13 protein-coding genes, 1 other RNA gene and 1 pseudogene are annotated in these 18269 nt (G+C 68.8%); 8 read left to right on the top strand and 7 right to left on the bottom strand.

Annotation, left to right across the window (positions count from 1 at the left end; genetic code table 11):
* Positions 1–15: 15 nt before the first annotated feature.
* The 4 genes from pstB to phoR all read left to right on the top strand — a co-directional run bounded on the left by pstB (position 16) and on the right by phoR (position 3804).
* Positions 16–795 (top strand): phosphate ABC transporter ATP-binding protein PstB, encoded by a 780-nt coding sequence (gene pstB / locus AC3A6G_RS11925; protein WP_487858870.1) that lies wholly within the window; start codon positions 16–18, stop codon positions 793–795.
* A gap of 15 nt (positions 796–810) precedes the next feature.
* The gene (gene phoU, locus AC3A6G_RS11920; protein WP_487858871.1) at positions 811–1512 is read left to right on the top strand and encodes a phosphate signaling complex protein PhoU; all 702 of its coding nucleotides are present in this window, start codon (positions 811–813) and stop codon (positions 1510–1512) included.
* A 142-nt stretch (positions 1513–1654) separates the two neighbouring features.
* The gene (phoB, locus tag AC3A6G_RS11915) at positions 1655–2347 is read left to right on the top strand and encodes a phosphate regulon transcriptional regulator PhoB (protein ID WP_487858872.1); all 693 of its coding nucleotides are present in this window, start codon (positions 1655–1657) and stop codon (positions 2345–2347) included.
* A gap of 47 nt (positions 2348–2394) precedes the next feature.
* A complete protein-coding gene (gene phoR / locus AC3A6G_RS11910) occupies positions 2395–3804 on the top strand; it encodes a phosphate regulon sensor histidine kinase PhoR (protein ID WP_487873688.1) in 1410 nt (469 codons plus the stop codon).
* On the opposite strand, the pseudogene AC3A6G_RS11905 reads toward phoR, so the two are convergent.
* The 3 genes and pseudogenes from AC3A6G_RS11905 to AC3A6G_RS11895 form a co-directional block, all read right to left on the bottom strand.
* Positions 3734–5090 (bottom strand): annotated as a pseudogene (locus AC3A6G_RS11905) (MATE family efflux transporter). The gene phoR and the pseudogene AC3A6G_RS11905 sit on opposite strands and share 71 nt — an antisense overlap.
* A complete protein-coding gene (locus tag AC3A6G_RS11900; RefSeq protein WP_487858875.1) occupies positions 5087–6838 on the bottom strand; it encodes a hypothetical protein in 1752 nt (583 codons plus the stop codon). Before AC3A6G_RS11900 ends, AC3A6G_RS11905 begins: the two are co-directional and overlap by 4 nt.
* An 81-nt stretch (positions 6839–6919) precedes the next feature.
* A complete protein-coding gene (locus AC3A6G_RS11895; protein ID WP_487858876.1) occupies positions 6920–7189 on the bottom strand; it encodes a type B 50S ribosomal protein L31 in 270 nt (89 codons plus the stop codon).
* Positions 7190–7361: 172 nt separating this feature from the next.
* On the opposite strand from AC3A6G_RS11895, the gene AC3A6G_RS11890 reads away from it, so the two are divergent.
* Positions 7362–8420, top strand: a complete 1059-nt coding sequence (locus AC3A6G_RS11890) for an oxidoreductase (protein WP_487873687.1) — start codon at positions 7362–7364, stop codon at positions 8418–8420.
* A 48-nt stretch (positions 8421–8468) separates the two neighbouring features.
* Here AC3A6G_RS11890 and rho read toward each other — a convergent pair whose 3' ends face one another.
* Positions 8469–9734, bottom strand: a complete 1266-nt coding sequence (rho, locus tag AC3A6G_RS11885) for a transcription termination factor Rho (RefSeq protein ID WP_487858878.1) — start codon at positions 9732–9734, stop codon at positions 8469–8471.
* A 180-nt stretch (positions 9735–9914) separates the two neighbouring features.
* Positions 9915–10247, bottom strand: a complete 333-nt coding sequence (gene trxA / locus AC3A6G_RS11880) for a thioredoxin TrxA (RefSeq protein WP_280816965.1) — start codon at positions 10245–10247, stop codon at positions 9915–9917.
* A 168-nt stretch (positions 10248–10415) separates the two neighbouring features.
* Between trxA and AC3A6G_RS11875 the strand changes: the two genes are divergently transcribed.
* From AC3A6G_RS11875 to AC3A6G_RS11865, 3 genes are read left to right on the top strand one after another with little or no spacing between them, the layout of a single operon-like run.
* Complete coding sequence (locus AC3A6G_RS11875) at positions 10416–12995, top strand: PD-(D/E)XK nuclease family protein (RefSeq protein WP_487873686.1); 2580 nt, start codon at positions 10416–10418, stop codon at positions 12993–12995.
* Entirely contained in the window at positions 12992–16261 is a 3270-nt protein-coding gene (locus AC3A6G_RS11870) for a UvrD-helicase domain-containing protein (protein WP_487873685.1), read from the top strand. Before AC3A6G_RS11875 ends, AC3A6G_RS11870 begins: the two co-directional genes overlap by 4 nt.
* Complete coding sequence (locus tag AC3A6G_RS11865; protein ID WP_487873684.1) at positions 16258–17514, top strand: TIGR03862 family flavoprotein; 1257 nt, start codon at positions 16258–16260, stop codon at positions 17512–17514. The genes AC3A6G_RS11870 and AC3A6G_RS11865 overlap by 4 nt, the downstream gene beginning before the upstream one ends.
* Before the next feature lie 24 nt (positions 17515–17538).
* On the opposite strand, the gene AC3A6G_RS11860 is transcribed toward AC3A6G_RS11865, so the two are convergent.
* Together AC3A6G_RS11860 and ffs are read right to left on the bottom strand one after the other, a co-directional pair.
* Positions 17539–17874: a YegP family protein gene (locus tag AC3A6G_RS11860; protein WP_487873769.1), complete on the bottom strand. Its 336-nt coding sequence runs from the start codon at positions 17872–17874 to the stop codon at positions 17539–17541.
* Positions 17875–18116: 242 nt separating this feature from the next.
* An RNA gene (ffs, locus tag AC3A6G_RS11855) (signal recognition particle sRNA small type) lies at positions 18117–18213 on the bottom strand.
* Positions 18214–18269 lie beyond the last annotated feature (56 nt).

Here is an 18269-nt window from a genome sequence, read left to right as displayed (position 1 = left end):
CAACAAGTAGCCACCATGCCAAACACCGCCGCACAACCGTCGCGCTCGAAGCTCTCGGTCAAGGACCTGAACTTCTACTACGGCAAGTTCCACGCGCTCAAGGGCATCAACCTCGAGATTCCCGAGAACAAGGTCACGGCCTTCATCGGCCCGTCGGGCTGCGGCAAGTCGACCCTGCTGCGCACCTTCAACCGCATGTTCGAGCTCTATCCCGAACAGCGCGCGGAAGGCACCATCGCGCTCGACGGCGAGAACCTGCTCACCTCCAAGCAGGACGTCGCGCTGATCCGCGCCAAGATCGGCATGGTGTTCCAGAAGCCCACGCCGTTCCCGATGTCGATCTACGACAACATCGCCTTCGGCGTGAAGCTGTTCGAGAATCTCTCGGCCAGCGACATGGACGACCGCGTGGAGTGGGCCCTGAAGAAGGCCGCGCTCTGGACCGAAGTGCGCGACAAGCTGCAGCAGAGCGGCTCGGGCCTTTCGGGCGGCCAGCAGCAGCGCCTGTGCATTGCGCGGGGCATCGCCATCAAGCCCGAGGTGCTGCTGCTCGACGAACCGTGCTCGGCGCTCGACCCGATCTCGACCGCGAAGATTGAAGAACTGATCGCCGAACTCAAGAGCGAGTACACCGTGGTCATCGTCACGCACAACATGCAGCAGGCCGCACGCTGCAGCGACTACACCGCCTACATGTATCTGGGCGACCTCATCGAGTTCGGTGCCACCGAGCAGATGTTCTTCAAGCCGCAGCGCAAGGAGACCGAGGACTACATCACCGGCCGCTTCGGTTAAGTCAAAGGAGACAACATGACCGAGAAACACCTTTCCAGCCAGTTCGACAGCGAACTCAACGGCGTCTCGTCGCGCGTGATGGAGCTCGGCGGCATGGTCGAATCGCAGATTCACCAGGCCGTGTACGCGCTGCTTCAGTTCGACCCCGAGGCGGCCGATCGCGTGATGGAGACCGAAGTGCGCGTGAACGCGATGGAGATCGAGATCGACCGCGAGCTGTCGTCGATCATCGCGCGGCGCCAGCCCACGGCGCGCGACCTGCGCCTCTTGATCGCCATCTCCAAGACCACCGCCAACCTCGAGCGCGTGGGCGACGAGGCCCACAAGATCGCGCGCATGGTCAAGTCGATCATCGAGAGCGGCTCGGCCCGTGCGCTGCCCTCGAACGAGCTGCGCATCGCCGCCGACCTGGCCTCGGGCCTGCTGCGCACCGCGCTCGACGCGTTTGCGCGCCTGGACACGGCCGCGGCGCTGTCGATCCTCAAGGACGACGACCTGATCGACAAGGAGTTCGACGGCTTCGTGCGCAAGCTGGTCACCTACATGATGGAAGATCCGCGCACCATCTCGGCCAGCCTCGACCTGCTGTTCCTGGCCAAGGCCATCGAGCGCATCGGCGACCACGCCAAGAACATTGCCGAATTCATCATCTACATCGTCAAGGGCGCCGATGTGCGGCACACTTCGATGCAGGAAATCGAGTCGGCGCTTCAATGACCCACCCCCGTTCCTTGCTCACTTCGTGTAGCCGACTCCCCCCTCAAGGGGGCAACACCAGCGGCCCGGCAAAGCCGGTTCCGCGGTGTTCCCCGCCTAGGCCATTGGGCGCGGGGGCTTGCGCAGCATTTCAATCTCTCTCATGAAGAAGCCACGAGTCCTGATCGTTGAAGACGAATCCTCGATCGCCGAGCTGATCGCGGTCAACCTGCGCCACAACGGCTTCGAGCCGATCTGGTCGGAGGACGGCGCCGCAGCCCAGCGCGAGATCGACGCCTTTCTGCCCGACCTGATCCTGCTCGACTGGATGCTGCCGGGCCAGAGCGGCCTGCAGCTCGCACGCCAGTGGCGCAAGGATGCGCGCACCAAGGGCATCCCGATCCTGATGCTGACCGCGCGCGGCGACGAGCCCGACAAGGTCGCGGGCCTCGACGCGGGTGCCGACGACTACATCACCAAGCCGTTCTCCACGCAGGAAATGCTCGCCCGGATCCGGGCCGTGCTGCGCCGCCGCGCGCCCGAGGTCGTGACCGAGCGCGTCGAGATCGGCGAACTGGTGCTCGACACCGCGACGCACCGGGTCACCTGGCAGGGCAATGCACTCAAGGTGGGCCCGACCGAATTCAAGCTGCTCGCCTATCTGATGCAGCATGCCGAGCGCGTGCACAGCCGCGCGCAGCTGCTCGACAAGGTATGGGGCGACCACGTCTACATCGAGGAGCGCACGGTCGACGTGCACGTCAAGCGCCTGCGCGAATCGCTCGGTGCGGCTTCGCCGATGGTCGAGACGGTGCGCGGCGCCGGCTATCGTCTGACCGCCCAGGTCACGGTTTGAGCCGGCGCGCCGTTCGCTCCGGCCACGGGCGCGGATAATCGCGCGCCATGCCGTTTCGCATTGCCACGTTTCTGCTCGCGTCCCTCCTGGTCGGGGCGGGTGTCGGCGCGGTTCTCGGCTGGAAGTACTGGTGGCTCGGCGCCTGGCTGGGCGCGGTGCTGTGGCTCGGGCTCGACGCCTGGCGCGCAGAACGACTGCTGCGGGTGCTGCGCAACGATGCCGCCGGCCTGCCCACGCGCGGCCCGGGGGTCTGGGGCGAATTGGCGGAGCGCATCCGCAAGCTGCTGCGCGAGCGCGAGCAGCAGACCCGGCAGGCGGAAGAACGGCTACAGGAGTTCCTTGCGGCGATCCAGGCTTCGCCCAATGGCGTGATCCTGCTCGACGAGCAGGGCCGCATCGAGTGGTGCAACCAGACGGCCGCCGGCCAGTTCGGCATCAACGCCGAGCGCGACCTGCTGCAACACCTGGCGAACCTGGTGCGCGACCCGGCTTTCGTCGCCTACCTGGCCTCGTGGAACTACAGCCGCGACGTGGTGATCGATGCCTCGGGGGCCGGGCCCGCGCAGCAGCGCAGCCACTCGATCCGGCTGTCGGTGCAGGTGCATCCCTATGCGGGCAACCGCCGCATGCTGCTCACGCGCGACATCACCGCGCTCGAACAGGCCGAGGCGATGCGGCGCGATTTCGTGGCCAACGTCTCGCACGAGATCCGCACGCCACTCACGGTGCTCGCGGGCTTCGTCGAGACGCTGCAGAACCTGCCGCTCGACGCCGAGGAGCGCGCGAGGTACCTCGCACTCATGAGCCAGCAATCTCACCGCATGGAAACGCTGGTGAATGACCTGCTGACGCTGTCGCGCCTCGAAGGCAGCGCGCCGCCTTCGGGCAGCCAATGGGTCCGCATGCGCGCCTTGTTCGCGCAGTGCGAGGACGAAGGGCGCGGTTTGTCGGGCCGGCTCGCGCCGCTCGGGCACCGGCTCTCGTTCGAGCTCGGTGCGGAATCCGAGATCTCGGGTGCGCCGACGGAGCTGCAGAGCGCGATGTCGAACCTGCTGACCAATGCCATCCGCTACACGCCCGGCGGCGGCGAAGTGGCGGTGAGCTGGCGGCTGCTGCCCGACGGGCGCGGCGAATACGCGGTGCGCGATACCGGGCCCGGCATCGCGGCCGAGCACCTCCCGCGCCTGACCGAGCGCTTCTACCGCATCGACCGCAGCCGCTCGCGCGAGACCGGCGGCACCGGCCTGGGCCTTGCGATCGTCAAGCACATCGCACAGCGGCACGGGGCCGAACTGCGCATCGAAAGCACCGTGGGCAAGGGCTCGCGTTTTGCGCTGGTGTTTCCCGCCAGCCGGGTGCGCGAGGCGCGGCTGCTGGCGAAATCGCCTACGAGCCCATCGGGCCCATCGAGCGCCGCATCGTCCAGCGCAGCAGCGCGCCGAACAACAACGCCGTGACCGCGAGCGCACCCGCGCTCATGAGCCAGAACGCCAGCGGCGACTGCATGGCGGGCCACGGACCGAGGCCCCGGTAGGCCAGCAGGTAGCTGCCGCCGAGCCCGACACCCCAGAGCAGCGTGCAGTAGATGGCGAGCGGCATGAAGGTGACGCGGTAGCTTCGCAGCACGAACACGCACAGTGTCTGCAGCGCATCGGCGAAATGGTAGGCCGCCACCACCAGCAGCAGCGACGCGGCCAGCGCGGCCACGGCGGGGTTGTCGGAATACACCTGCGCCAGTTTGAAGCGCAGCGCCACCATCGCGCCCGCGAAGAACAGCGCGCACAGGGCGGTGAGTTCGAAGCCGAGGCGGCAGGCGCGGCGCGCCCGGTGCGCCTGCCCGGCGCCGAGCCAGAAGCTCACCCGCGCGCTGGTCGCGATGGCCAGCGAGAGCGGCACCATGTAGGCTACGGCCAGCAGGTTCGACGCGATCTGGTGTGCCGCTGCCGCCGCGGTGCCCAGCCGTGCAATGAACAGCGCCATCAGCGTGAACGAGGTCACTTCCACCAGCACCGCGAGGCCGCCGGGAATGCCCAGGCGCGCGAACTGGCGGATCTGCTGCCAGTCGGGCCGCTCGATGCGCTCCCAGAGCTGGTAGCCGCGGTAGAAGCTGCTGCTGCGCAACAGCCACGCTGCGCATCCGAGCATCGCCCAGTTCACGAACAGCGTGGCCCAGGCGCAGCCCACCAGGCCCATCGCGGGCAGACCGGCGCCGCCGAAAGTGAACCAGACCGAGAGCGGCAGCTTCACGGCCAGTGAGCCGATCTGCAGCCAGGTCACGACCTGCGGCTTGCCGAGGCTCTGGCTGAGCGTGCTGAACAGGCGGAACAGCAGCGCCGGCGGCAGCGCGAACGCGAGCACCGCCAGGTACGCTTCCACCACGGCGCGCATCGCGGGCGGCACCTGGGTCCATTGCAGCACCGCACCGGGAAAGAGCAGCACCGCCATGCCCACGGCGATGGCGATGGCCGCCAGGTAGAGCGACTGCCGCACCGAGCGGCCGACCTCGCTGGGACGGCCAGCGCCGTGGAGTTCGGCCCACACCGGCAGCAGGGCCTGCAGCACGCCCATGAGCGACACGAACACGCTGATGAAGATCGCCGAGCCCACCGACAGCGCGGCGAGCGCGCCTTCGGCATAGCGGCCGGCGACGATGGTGTCGGAACACGCCGAACGCCATCACCGCCAACTGGCCGACCAGCACCGTGCCGGCGTGCCGTGCGATCAGGCCGCGTTCGCCGATCACTGGGCCGGCGCGATCTTCTGGTAGAGCAGCAGGTCGTCGCTCGCGCTGCTGGGGCGCCGCAGGGTGCCGCTGAACCGCCACTGCTCCAGCGGCACGATGGTGTGCAGCCGGGTGATGACGTCGGGGCTCACGAGCAGCCAGGGGCAGTCGGTGCCGAGCAGCAGCGGGCGCAGGTTGAAATGACCGTGATGCCTGAGCGCCGCGATGTGCGCGCGGCTGAGCGCCAGCTCGGCCACGCAGACCGGCTGACCGACGCGCTCGGTCACCGCGCGCACCTGCGGCACATAGCTGCGCGCGTAGTCGATCGAAGGCAGCCACAGCGTCATCAGCAGCATCCAGCACAGGGCGGTGCCGCCGGCCGGCAGCACCAGCGTCTTCCAGAGTGCCGCGCGGTGGCGCCCGGTGCGCCAGCGCACCAGCCAGCACCACGCGATGGTGGCAGCCAGCGCCAGCACGAACGGAACGAGCGCGAACTCGGGCACGAAGCCGGGCACCAGCCGCGACACGCTCGCCGCGGGCTTGGGCGGCACGCCGGTCTGCATGGCGATCCAGTAGATCCAGCCGAGCACGGCGAGGCCGCTGAAGAACAGCACGTTGAACCAGTCGATCAGCGCGGCAGCGCTGCGCCTGAAGGTCGGTAGCGCAAAGGCCGCGAGCGTGGCGAAAGCCGGCAGCGCCAGCAGCAGCGAGCGGTCGGAGTAGCTCGTGGTCAGGGTGGCGGCCAATGGCACCAGCGCGAACCAGAAGGGCAGCGCCACGTGGCGCGCGGTGAGTTGGCGGCGCCAGCGCCAGAGCGTCCAGAGGGCCAGCGGCCAGACCGGCCAGGTGAACCAGACCAGCAGCTTGGCATGGCTGCGCAGGTCGCCGAGCACCGATGCGCTGTTGGAATGATCGCCCGGCAACTCGATCTTCCATTGCAGCAGCCCCAGCCCCACGGCCAGCGCCGCCGCCGCAAGCGAGACGCCGGCTGTCGCCGCGAGCGCGCCACGCGTGTAGCCGGGGCTTTCGTCATCGTCGGCGTAGGTCGGCGCGGTCTTGCGCGCGGTGCGCCGTTCGTAGGCCATGAACAGCGCGCTGCCCGCCGCCAGCGCCAGGCCGATCGTGGGGCCGCCGCTCAATGTCATGCCGACGGTGCCGACGACGAGCGCGATCGTCGGCCCAACCCGGCGGTACGGCAGCGCGGCGACGCCGTAGAACAGGTGCGATGCGAAATACAGCTGCGCCAGGGCCGGCGTGGTTTCGTGGCCGAGCTGCGCCAGGCCCAGGCAGGCGATCAGCGCGAGCAGGCCGCCGTCGGCAATGGCGCGTGCGTAGTCGGTCGGCCGTGCTTCGCCGCCGAAGGCGAAGGCCACAGGCTGGGCGCGCGACGTGCGGGCCAGGTAGTAGACGGCGTACCAGGTGGCGGTGAAGGTGCCCCAGAGCATCAGCGCGAAGACGAAGCGCACCGCGAAGTCGGGGTGCACCCACGCGGGCGCGATCTTGATGGCCCAGGCGCCGATCCAGTAGGGGATCAGCGCCGGCGTCTCGGGCCGCAGGCCGAGCAGCATGGGATCGAACCAGCGCGCGATGCCTTCGGTGCTGGCGGCGAGTTCGGCCATGTAGCCGAAGGCCGAGATGTCCGCGCTCTTCCAGGGGCCGCGCCCGACGAGGCCCGGCAGCAGGTAGGCGGCGCACAGCAGCAGCAGCGCCACGCGCGGCAACCGGCGCACGGCGCTCTGGGCAACGATCGCAGGAGTGGGCTGGTTCACGTACGAAGTAGGGCGGCAGTCGTCGACAAGAAAAAGGGCAGCGCGGTAAACCGGGCTGCCCTCGATGCGAAAGCGCGTGCCTTACTTGGAAGCAGCGCCAGTGGTCTTGCCGAAGCGGTTGCGGAACTTCTCGACGCGACCGCCCATGTTGTCGACCGACTTCTGCGTGCCGGTGTAGAAGGGGTGCGATTCGCTCGTGGTGTCGAGCTTGAACAGCGGCAGTTCGCGGCCGTCGTCGGCCTTGGCCATTTCCTTGGTGTTCGCGCACGAACGGGTCACGAACTTGAAGCCGTTCGACATGTCGACGAACAGGATTTCGCGGTAGTTCGGGTGAATGCCTTCTTTTGCCATGGTATTTCCTTTGGGGTCGATGCGAGAGCCACAAGACGCCTGGGCCGGCACACGCCGGGTCGACGACCGTTCCGTCGAGCTTGACGGAATCGCAGGGCAAGCCGCCCGGCTGCACTTTTCGCGGAGCCAGCGATTATCGCATACTGGGCGCTTTCAGCGGAAGACGCCCCAGATGACCTCCAGAATGCTGCGCGCCGGCCTCGTCGGCTACGGTTTCGCCGGCCAGACCTTTCATGCGCCCGTGCTCTCGGCCGTGCCGGGGCTCGAACTGGTGGCGGTGGCGAGTTCGCAGCCGCACAAGGTCCAGGCCGACTGGCCCGGCGTGGCCGTGGTGCCCGACGTGGCGGCGCTCGCCGCGCGCGCGGACATCGACCTGGTGGTGGTGGCCACGCCGAATGCCCAGCACCATCCCGTCGCCCGGACGGCGCTCGAGGCCGGCAAGCACGTCGTGGTGGACAAACCCTTCACGCTCGATGTGGCCGAAGCGCGCGACCTCGCATCGTTGGCGGAGCGCAACAACCTGGTCCTGTCGGTCTACCAGAACCGGCGCTTCGACGCCGACTTCCTCACGCTCAAGGACCTGCTCGCCGCCGGCGAACTCGGCCGACCGGTCTACTTCGAATCGCACTTCGATCGTTTCCGTCCCGAGGTCAGGGCGCGCTGGCGTGAACAGGCGGTGCCCGGCGCCGGCCTCTGGGTCGACCTGGGTGCGCACCTATTCGACCAGGCGGTGCAGCTGTTCGGCCGCCCGGACACGCTCCAGCTCGACACGGCCGCGCTGCGGGACGGCGCCGTGGTCGAGGATTACTTCCATGCGGTGCTGCGCTACGAGGCGGGGCCGCATGCACCGTTGCGCGTGGTGCTGCACGCCACCACGCTCGCGGCCCATGCCGCGCCGCGCTACATCGTGCACGGCACGCGTGGGAGCTTCGTCAAGCATGGCGTGGACACGCAGGAAGACGCGCTGCGCGCCGGCCGGCGTCCGCCGGGTGAGGATTGGGGCGCCGACCCGCTCGACGGCGAACTCACGGTGCCCGGTGCCGATGGCATCGCGCGCATGCGCAGGGTGCCGACACGGCCCGGCAACTATGCCGACTACTATGCTGCGGTGCGCGACGCGATCCTCGGCCACGGCCCCAACCCCGTTCCGCCCGAAGAAGCCGTCGCGCTCATGGAGCTGCTGGCGCTCGGCACGCGCAGTGCCGCCGAGGGCCGGGCGCTGCGCACCTGAAAGAAGAATGCCCGCGAGCAGCGGGCATTCTTCCGGGGCAGCGAGCAGCTAGCCGCCGCGACGCATCATGTCGAAGAACTCGACATTGGTCTTCGTCGCCTTCATGTTCTTGAGCATCAGCTCCATCGACTCGATCTCGTCCATGTTGTACATGAGCTGGCGCAGGATGCGGGTCTTCTGCAGGATCTCGGGAGCCAGCAGCAGCTCTTCGCGGCGCGTGCCGCTGCGGTTGAGCTGGATCGAGGGGAACACGCGCTTTTCGTAGAGGCGGCGGTCGAGGTGGATTTCGGAGTTGCCGGTGCCCTTGAACTCCTCGAAGATCACTTCGTCCATGCGGCTGCCGGTGTCGATCAGCGCGGTGCCGATGATGGTCAGCGAGCCGCCTTCTTCCACGTTGCGCGCCGCGCCCAGGAAGCGCTTGGGGCGCTGCAGCGCGTTGGAGTCGACACCGCCGGTGAGCACCTTGCCCGACGAGGGCACGACGTTGTTGTAGGCACGGGCAAGGCGGGTGATCGAGTCGAGCAGGATCACGACGTCCTTCTTGAGCTCGACCAGGCGCTTGGCGCGCTCGATGACCATTTCGGCCACGTGCACGTGGCGCGCCGCGGGTTCGTCGAAGGTCGACGCGATGACTTCGCCCTTGACGGTGCGCTGCATCTCGGTCACTTCTTCGGGCCGCTCGTCCACCAGCAGCACCATCATGTGCACTTCGGGATAGTTGGCGCTGATCGCGTGGGCGATGTGCTGCATCATCACCGTCTTGCCGCTCTTGGGCGGCGCCACGAGCAGGGCGCGCTGGCCCTTGCCGATGGGGGCGATGATGTCGATGACGCGGCCGGTGATGTTCTCTTCGCTCTTGATGCCGTCGCGCTCGAGCTTCATCTGCACCTTGGGGAACAGCGGCGTCAGGTTCTCGAACATCACCTTGTGCTTGTTCTGCTCGGGCGGACCGTCGTTGACCTTGTCGAGCTTGGTCAGCGCGAAGTAGCGCTCGCCGTCCTTGGGCGTGCGCACCTCGCCTTCGATCATGTCGCCGGTGTGCAGGTTGAAGCGGCGCACCTGGCTCGGCGAGATGTAGATGTCGTCGGTGCTGGCGGTGAAGCTGGTGTCGGGGCTGCGCAGAAAGCCGAAGCCGTCGGGCAGGATTTCGAGCACACCGTCGGCGAAGACCTGCTCGCCGGCCTTGGCGCGTTTCTTGATGATCGCGAACATCAGCTCCTGCTTGCGCATGCGGCCGACGTTTTCGATTTCAAGAGCCTCGGCTTGCTTGAGGACTTCAGACACGTGGAGTGCCTTGAGTTCGTTTAAGTGCATGGAATGACCCCTCGCGGGGTAATCGATCGAACAAACGGGGGGAGGTTTGATGTGCGGCGAGAGTTGCCGCACAAACCGGGGAATTCGACCGGACCTGAATGATCCGGTGATCTGCGGGAGATTATGACAGGAAAAAAAGCGCAAGGGCCAGCGCGTTGCGCGCTGGCCGCCTGAAATGCATCAGGCGAGTTGCTGGTCGATGAACGCGGTGAGCTGTGCCTTGCTCATGGCGCCGACCTTGGTGGCGGCCAGCTGGCCGTCCTTGAACAGCATCAGCGTGGGGATGCCGCGGATGCCGAATTTGGCCGGGATGTCGCGGTTCTCGTCGACGTTCATCTTCGCGATCTGCAGCTTGCCTTCATAGGCGGTCGAGACTTCGTCGAGGATCGGGGCGATCATCTTGCACGGGCCGCACCATTCGGCCCAGTAGTCGACCAGCACGGGCTGGCTGGACTTGAGCACGTCGGCTTCGAACGAGGAATCGGAGATGTGTTTGATCAGGTCGCTGGCCATGGATGTGTCCTTGTGCGCGGAGAGGTTTCGGTGCAGCTAAAGTGCTGGTCATTGTGACAGAAACCAAGGGGCGGCGTGGCTGGCGGAACGCTATCGCGCCGATAGCAAAAGCCCTTGGTGCGACGCTCTTCCCACGCTTTCCCCACGCTTCAAACCCCCCGAGAGAACATGAACGAAGGACACCCCGTCCAGGCCCTGTGGTGCGACCCCGCCGACGGCGTGATCGCGCGCGTTGCGCGCGTCGTCGCCGAGCGCGGGCTGCATGCGGCGCGCACGGTGGTGCTGGTGCCTTATGCGCAGCTCATGGGCGTGGCGCACGCGATGTGGTCGCGCTGCGGCCATGCCGGCTTCGCGCCCCGCTTCGAGACCACGCGCAACTGGGCGCGCAGCCTCGAGGGCTTCCTGCCCACCGGCTACGACATCGCCTTCGACATGGCGCGCGATCTCGTCACCGCCCAGGCGCTGCTGTCACAGGCCGGCTTTGCCGCCGAGCGTTTCGCGCTGGCGGGGCGCGTGGTCGAGCTGGCCTACCAGCTCGCACCGCTCGCGGCCGCGGCATCGCCCGAGGCGCGCGGCGGCGAATGGGCGCAGCGCGCGGCGCGCGTGGCCGAAGCGGGCAGCGAGTCGGAGTGGTTCCGCCTCGAGAGCGCGCTGGTCCGCGTGGCCGTGGCCTGGGCGGCCAGTTCGGGCTACGCCACCGACGTGCTGCTGCGCGACGGCGTGCGCACGCGGGTCGATGCGCTGATCGCGCTCGAGGGCTTCCAAACCGATCCGCTGACGCAGACGCTGTGCGCGCTCTGGGGCGACTGCGCGGTCCATCTGTCGCTGGTGCCCGCAGCGTCTGCGGCCACGGCGGTGGGCGCGCATGTGGCTGTCGATGCCGAAGACGAGGCTCAACTCGCGGCCGCTTGCGTGCTGCGGCATCTGGCCGAGGGCCGCGCGCCCGTCGCGCTGATCGCGACCGACCGCGCGCTCACGCGCCGCATCGGCGCGCAGTTGCAGGCCCGGGGCGTGGTGGCGCACGACGAAACCGGATGGAAGCTGTCGACCACGCGCGCCGCCGCTGCCCTGATGAGCGCGCTGCGCGCCTGCGCGCACGACGCCGGCAGCGACGCCGTGCTCGAATGGCTCAAGAGCGGCGCCGATGGCGATGCGATGGCCGTGCAGGCACTCGAGACGCGGCTGCGGCGCGAAGGCGTGCGCGAATGGTCGGCCTGGTGCGCGCAGGTGGCGCGCAGCGAGAAGCCGCAGGACGTGGCCTTGCTCGCGTTCACCGAAGGCATCGAAAGCCGCCGCATGGCCATGGCCCGGGCGCGGCCGCTGGCCGACTGGCTGCGCGCGCTGCGCGAACTGCTCGATGTTGGTGGCCAGTGGGCGCCGCTCGCGGCCGACATGGCCGGCGCCAAGGTGATCGCCGCGCTCTGGCTCGATGCCGAGGCGCACGGCGAGGAGGGCGACTTTCCGGGCGGACGCCACACGCTTGCTGAATTCACGGCCTGGGTCCGCGACGTGCTGGAAGACGCGAGCTTCGTGCCGCCTGCGGGCAGCGAGCTGCCGCAGGTCGTGGTGCTGCCGCTGCACCAGCTGCTGGGCCGCACCTTCGCCGCCGTGGTGATCCCGGGCTGCGACGACCGGCGCCTGCCCGCATCGCCCGAACCTCCCGGCAACTGGAGCGCCGCCCAACGCGCCGAACTGGGGCTCGCCGCGCGCGAGACGCTCGAGGCTGCGCAGCGCTCGGCCTGGGCCGCGGCGCTGTGCAATCCCTGGTGCGAAGTGCTCTGGCGCCAGTCGGACGCCAGCGGCGAACCGGTCCGGCCGAGTCCGCTGGTGCAGGCCCTGCAGCTCGACCACGCGCTGCAGCCTGGCGACGATCCGCGCCTGCCGCGCGACGTCGCGCTCGACCCGACCCCGTACCCGACACCCTCGGGCGCACTGTTGCCGCTCAAGAACATCTCGACCAGCGTCTACGAAGACCTGCGCCGCTGTCCGTACCGCTTCTTCGCCTTGCGCCAGCTGGGACTGCGCAGTGCCGACGAGCTCGACGCCGAGATCGACAAGCGCGACTTCGGCAACTGGCTGCATGCGGTGCTGGGCCATTTCCATGACGCGCTCAAGGCCGCGCCCACCAGCGAGCTGCCGGAACGCTTGGCGCTGATCACCGCTGCGTCGGAGCGCGCCACGCGCGAGTTCGCGCTCTCGGATGCCGAGTTCCTGCCGTTCGCCGCGGCCTGGCCGGCGGTGCGCGACGGCTATCTGCAATGGCTGGCAGGCCACGAGGCGAGCGGCGCGGTGTTCGACGAATCCGAGCCCTGGAAGGAACTGCCGCTCGGCAACCTGCAACTCGTCGGCCGGCTCGACCGCATCGATCGGATGCCCGACGGCCAGGCCTTCGTGATCGACTACAAGACCGAGTCGGCCGCGGTCACCAAGGAACGCGTGAAGGACCCCGCCGAGGACACGCAGCTCGCGTTCTATGCGGCACTGCTGGCCGACGACACGCTGCGCGCGGCCTACGTCAATGTCGGCGAGAAATCGTCGGGCACGCAGACGGTCGAGCAGCCGCTCGTCGGGCCGGCGCGCGACGTGCTCGTGGCCGGCATCCTCGACGACTTCACGCGCATCGCCGGGGGCGCGCCGCTGCCGCCGCTGGGGGAGGGCGCCGTGTGCGAGTACTGCGCGGCGCGCGGCCTGTGCCGCAAGGATTTCTGGGCCGATGCGGCACCCATCGTTGCAGGAGGCCGTGTATGAACGATGCCGCCTACGAACACAACGGCCGCCACGTCACGCGCGAGGCGTTCTACACCGTCGCCTGTGATCCGCGGCGCTCCGTCGCGGTCGAGGCCTGCGCCGGTGCGGGCAAGACCTGGATGCTGGTCTCGCGCATCCTGCGCGCGCTGCTCGAAGAGGGCGAGTCGGCCTGCGAGCCGCACGAGATCCTCGCGATCACCTTCACCAAGAAGGCGGCCGGGGAAATGCGCGAGCGGCTCGACCAGTGGCTCGAACAGTTCGCCGAGCGCAACCCCGAGGAGCTGATGCGCGAACTCGTGGTCCGCGGTGTAGCGCCCGATGCCGCGCTGGCCGCCGTGCCGCGCCTGCAGGGCCTCTACCGGCGCCTGCTCGAAGGCGGCCGGCCGGTGCAGTTCCGAACCTTCCATGCCTGGTTTGCGGGCCTGCTGCGCAACGCGCCGCTCGCGGTGCTGCGCGAACTCGGGCTGCCCGCGAACTACGAACTGCTCGAGGACGATGCCGAGGCGCGTGCACGCACCTGGCGTCCGTTCTTCGAAGCCGTGACGGCCGACCGGCAGGCATTGGCCGACTATTACGCCGTGGTCGCGACCTATGGCCGCTCGCAGACCGCCAAGGCGCTCGGCGAGGCCCTCACGCGACGCGTCGAGTTCTCGCTGGCCGACCCCGCCGCGGCGGTGGAGCCTTTCGGCGTGCGATTTTCATCGCTCGCGGGACTCGACGAGCCGACCGACGCGCTGCGCGGCGAGTCGGCCCGGCGGCGCTGGCTCGACCGCGCCGCCGCGCTCGGCCGCGAGGCCAACAAGACGCCGCAGAAGGCGGCCGAGGCGATCATCGACGTGTTCGGCACCGGCGAGCCGGCGCGCGATTCGCTCGCGGCCGCGCTGTCGCACCTGCGCAAGAACTTCTTCGTCGCGACCGAAGACCGCCTCAACAAGAACCTGCAGAAATTCCCCGCCGCGCAGGAGGCCGAAGCCGAACTGCAGACGCTCTGCGCCGCGCAGGCGCAGCATGCGGCCTGGCTCTACCAGCAGCGCATGACGCGGCTCACGCGGCTGCTGGTGGCGGCCTTCGCCGACGTCAAGCGCGCCCACGGCTGGGTCGACATGAACGACGTCGAGCAGGCCGCGCAACTGCTGCTGGGCCAGTCGGCGCTCTCGGGCTGGGTGCAGGAGCGGCTCGATGCGCACGTGGCGCACCTGCTCATCGACGAATTCCAGGACACCAACCCGCTGCAGTGGCAGGCGCTCTACGGCTGGCTCAGCGCCTACACCGGCGCCGGCGGCAGCGCGCCGCGCGTCTTCATCGTCGGCGACCCGAAGCAGAGCATCTACCGCTTCCGCCGTGCCGAGCCACAGGTGTTCATCGCCGCGAAGAAGTTCGTGCGCGAGGGCCTGGGCGGCGAGCTGCTCAACTGCGACCACACGCACCGCAACGCGCGCAAGATCGTCGGGTTGGTCAATCAGGCCATGCTCGTCGCGCAGGATGCAGGCGAGTTCGATGGCTACCGCGCGCACACCACCGAACGGCAGGACGAAGGCGAGCTGCTCAAGCTACCGCCCATCGAACGCGATGCGCTCGAATCAGCCATGGCCGAAGCCGGGCCACCGCCCGACGAAGGCATGCTGCATTGGCGCGACAGCCTCGTCACGCCGCGCGTGCTGCCCGAGGAGCAATTGCTGCAGAAGGAATGCGAGCAGGCCGCGCGCTGGATCGCGCAGTGCATTGCCGACGGCACCGCGCCGCGGCAGATCATGGTGCTCGCGCGCCGGCGCAGCCGGCTCGCGGCCATGCAGGACGCGCTGCGCAGCCTTCACATCCCCGTGCAGCAGCCCGAGAAGAACGAACTGCACGACGCGCCCGAGGTGCAGGACGTGGTGGCGCTGATCGACGCGCTGGTCTCGCCCGCGCACGACCTCTCGCTGGCGCGCGCGCTCAAGTCGCCGCTTTTCGGCATCGGTGACGACGCGCTCGTGCAGCTGGCGCTGCGGCAGCGCGAGTTGCCGTCGGTGAGCTGGTTCGGGTTGCTGCAGAAGGGCGAGAACCTGCCGCCGGCGCTGGTCGAGGCCGGCATCCGGCTCAAGCGCTGGCAGCGCTGGCTCGTGAACCTGCCGCCGCACGATGCGCTCGATGCGATCTTCCACGACGGCGACGTGCTGGCGCGCTTCGGCGCCGCCATGCCGCCGGCCATGCGGCAGGGCGCGCTCGCCAACCTGCGCGGCCTGCTCGCGGCTTCGCTCGAGATCGATGGCGCACGCTTCACCACGCCGTATGCGCTGGTGCGTGCGCTGCGCGCAGGCGGCGTCAGGGCGCCCGCGGTGGCCGCGCCCGATGCCGTGCAGCTGCTCACGGTGCATGGCGCCAAGGGACTCGAAGCCGACACCGTGCTCATGCTCGACTGCGACGCGCCGCCGTCGCGCGCACAGACCATGGGCGTGCTCGTCGAATGGAAGGGCAGCGACAGTGCGCCGACGCGCTTCGTGTTCCTCGCGAGCGAAAAGACGCCGCCGGGCTGCGCCGCCACGCTGCTCGACGAGGAACAGCAGGCGCGCCACCGCGAGGAGCTCAACGGCCTCTACGTGGCCACCACGCGCGCGCGGGAGCGGCTGGTGCTGTCGTCGGTGCGCCCGGCGCGCGCCAACGAGGGCAGCTGGTGGACGCGGCTCGCGCCGGCCTGCACGCACGTCGAGGCCGACGAGCCGGTCGCCGCGCTGCCGCTCGAGACGCCGACGGGCAGCTTCGTGCTGAAGCAACTGCCGCTGCTGCCAGCCGGGCTTTCCGCGCCGGCAGCCGCCAGGAAGGCAGCGGCCGCCACGGCCGATGCGCGCGCCGCGGCATTCGGTCAGGCCATGCACCGCCTGCTCGAATGGGCCGTGCAGGGCGAGGCGCTGCCGGCTGCGCATGTGCGTGCCGTGGCGCGCGAATTCATGCTCGAGCCGCAACAGGCACGCGGCGCGGCCGTGCTGGCCGAACGCATCCGCGCGGGAGCCGGCGCCTGGGTGTGGGACGATCGGAGGATCGACTGGCACGGCAACGAGGTCACGCTCGTGCACGAAGGCGAAACCCTGCGCATCGACCGACTGGTGCGCGAGCGCGACAGCGGCGCCTGGTGGATCCTCGACTACAAGTCGGCCGCGCGTCCCGAGCGGGATGCGCTGCTGATCGCACAGATGCAGCGCTACCGCGCGGCAGTGCAACATGCCTATCCTGGTGCCACGGTGCGCGTCGCGTTCCTCACCGGGCAGGGCGAACTGGTGAATCTCGAATGACTGTTTCTCCCACCGTCGCCGTCATTGGCGGCGGACCCGCCGGCCTCATGGCGGCCGAAGTCCTGAGCGCTTCCGGCGCACAGGTGCACCTGTACGACGCCATGCCCTCGGTGGGCCGCAAGTTCCTGCTGGCCGGCCGCGGCGGGCTGAACCTCACGCACTCGGAGCCCTTCGAGGTGTTCGTGACGCGCTTCGGCGAACGGCGCGCGCATCTCGAACCGATGCTCGCGGCCTTCGGTCCGCAGCAGGTGCGCGAATGGGCGGCCGGGCTTGGCATCGACACCTTCGTCGGTACCTCGGGCCGGGTGTTCCCGAGCGACATGAAGGCGGCGCCGCTGCTGCGCGCGTGGCTGCACCGCTTGCGCGCGGCGGGGGTGCAGTTCCACATGCGGCATCGCTGGGGGGGCGAGGGGGCCTTCGATGCGAACGCGTTGCGCTTTGCCACGCCCGCTGGCGAGATCATGGCCAAGGCGGATGCCGTGGTGCTGGCGCTGGGCGGCGCGAGCTGGGCCCGCCTGGGTTCCGACGGCGCGTGGGCACCGCGGCTGCAGGCACAGGGCGTGGCGGTGGCGCCGCTGCTGCCCGCCAACTGCGGCTTCGACGGCGCAGGCTGGAGCGAACATTTTTCGAGCCGCTTCGCGGGGCAGCCCTTCAAGTCGGTCGCGATCGCTTTCTCCGACAGTCAGGGGCGCCACTTCGCCCGCAGGGGCGAGTTCGTCGCCACGGCCACGGGCATCGAAGGCAGCCTGGTCTATGCGGCGTCGGCGCTTCTGCGCGACGAGATCGCCGCGAACGGCAGTGCGACGTTGCTGCTCGACTTGCTGCCCGACCGCAGCGCCGAGCAGGTGCTCGCTGCGGTGAAGCATCCGCGGGGCGCGCGTTCGCTGAGCAGCCACCTCAAGAGCCGCCTCGGCATCGAAGGCATCAAGTCGGGCGTGTTGCATGAAGTGCTGAGCAAGGAAGCGATGCAGGACCCGGTGCAGCTCGCAGCCACCATCAAGGCGGTGCCGCTGAAGCTGGTCGCGACGCGGCCGGTCGACGAGGCGATCAGCACGGCGGGCGGGGTGCGCTTCGATGCGCTTGATCCGGCGCTGATGGCAACGGCATTGCCCGGTGTGTTCGCGGCAGGGGAAATGCTCGACTGGGAGGCGCCGACCGGCGGCTATTTGCTGACCGCGTCGATGGCGAGCGGGGCGGCCGCGGCGCGCGGCGCGATGGAGATGCTGAGCCTCGACGCGGACGGCATTGCCTGAAGGGAACCGGCGCCGCTCCGCTCTTCAGGTGTTGTCTTTGACGGTCGTCGTGGTGCCGTTGGTCTTGACCGACGCGATGCCGGTCTCGCGCGCGGCCTCCGAAGCGTACATCTGGCTCGTGCCGATCACTTGGTGATTTGCCGCCTTCAGGTTGAAGTAGGGCGTGCCGTTGCCTGCGGATTTCCGGTCGTAGCGCTCGTCTATCTCGCAGTTGGCCTGCACCGAGGCGATGCCGCCTTCGGCAGAACTCCTGGATTCATACTGTTCGCTGCGCAGGATGCTCTCGCTATTGCCCGCCTTGAGCGCGAAGAAATACCGACCGTTGTCGCTCTTGTTCAGTTCAAACCAACCAGTTGCCATTTCGAATTGCTCCAGGGTTGCGGAGCACGTCGGCACGAGCCTCGGCGCTCCTGTCAGATTCAACATTGAATCATCGAGCAGCCTATTGCGGAGCGGGAAAGATGTGCGCGAACCGTGCCGAGGAAACTGGCTGGAGAGCGAATTTTTTCACGGGCAACCCGAGATCGGACGGGTTGCAAGGAAAGCCAGAGCAGCCCTCGGCGGCGCAGAAGACCCGAGAGTTCGGGGCTCTTTGGAAATTAGTTGACGAGCCTTACCCCTGGCACTGACTACGCAGTTAGGGCTGCTTGGTTCCCCACCTGACCCGGTTGGCCACTTCACCATGCAGGGAGGCCCGTCAGGGTCGATTCTAACCGCGTGAACTTGCCCCCGCCGCGAGGGCGTGAATGCGATTT

This window comes from Variovorax sp. Soil_C_26 (assembly GCF_057657075.1).
This window is presented reverse-complemented; position numbering and strand designations above follow the sequence as displayed.